Genomic DNA, 723 nt, shown 5'->3' with positions numbered 1-723 from the left:
ACCGTCGAGATTGAAGGCCACACCCGCGATCACGCCGGGGCCGAACACATCCAGTCCCGCGACGTCGAGGCGGTCGGGCCATCCGTGCTTGTCGATCGGGAACGCGGCGGTCTCCACCACCTTGGTGCTCGCGCCATCGTCCCACCAGACCTGCCAGCCGCGCGTTTGCGGGGGCGTGCCCTCGTCCCACCTGACCAGGCCGCCATTCGACAGTCTGAAGTTGACAGGCTTGCCGGGTGCCACCGCAGACAATGCCAGTTCCGCCTCGGCCCCCGGCGCGCCCGTGGTGTCCAGCGCCGCCAGCCGGATGACCGTGTCCCGCGCCGCGACGCCGGCGGCGACAAGCTCGTCGATCGTCAGGTCGATTTCCGGTGCGGCCCGGAACAGGAAACCGATAATCCCGGCACTCGCGTCGCGGAACTCGAAGCGGTAGCTCGCCGCCCCGGCAACGGGATCGGCCGTCACATGCAGGCGGGTTCCAGAGGAAAACAGGCCCGGCGTCACTTCGGCAAAGCCGGTCGGGGCCGTGAGTGAGCCACCAGCCACGCTCTCGGATATCCATGCGCCGCGCAGGCCATCGCGCGTCGCCGCGGCGCGCACATCGGTCAGGCCCGCCGGAGTGGGTGACACCGTAAGCGAGGGGTCGGGCGATGACCCGAGCGGCTGCCAGACGAGACCGCCATCGGTCGAGTACTCGAACAGGAACTCAAGTGCCTCGACATC

1 protein-coding gene is annotated in these 723 nt (G+C 69.2%); it reads right to left on the bottom strand.

Annotation, left to right across the window (positions count from 1 at the left end; genetic code table 11):
- Nucleotides 1–723 (bottom strand): hypothetical protein (locus ACFFU4_RS18350; RefSeq protein WP_377071347.1); only part of this gene is annotated, 723 nt, incomplete at both ends.

Source organism: Roseovarius ramblicola, assembly GCF_042430665.1.
Classification (GTDB): Bacteria; Pseudomonadota; Alphaproteobacteria; order Rhodobacterales; family Rhodobacteraceae; genus Roseovarius; species Roseovarius ramblicola.
This window is presented reverse-complemented; position numbering and strand designations above follow the sequence as displayed.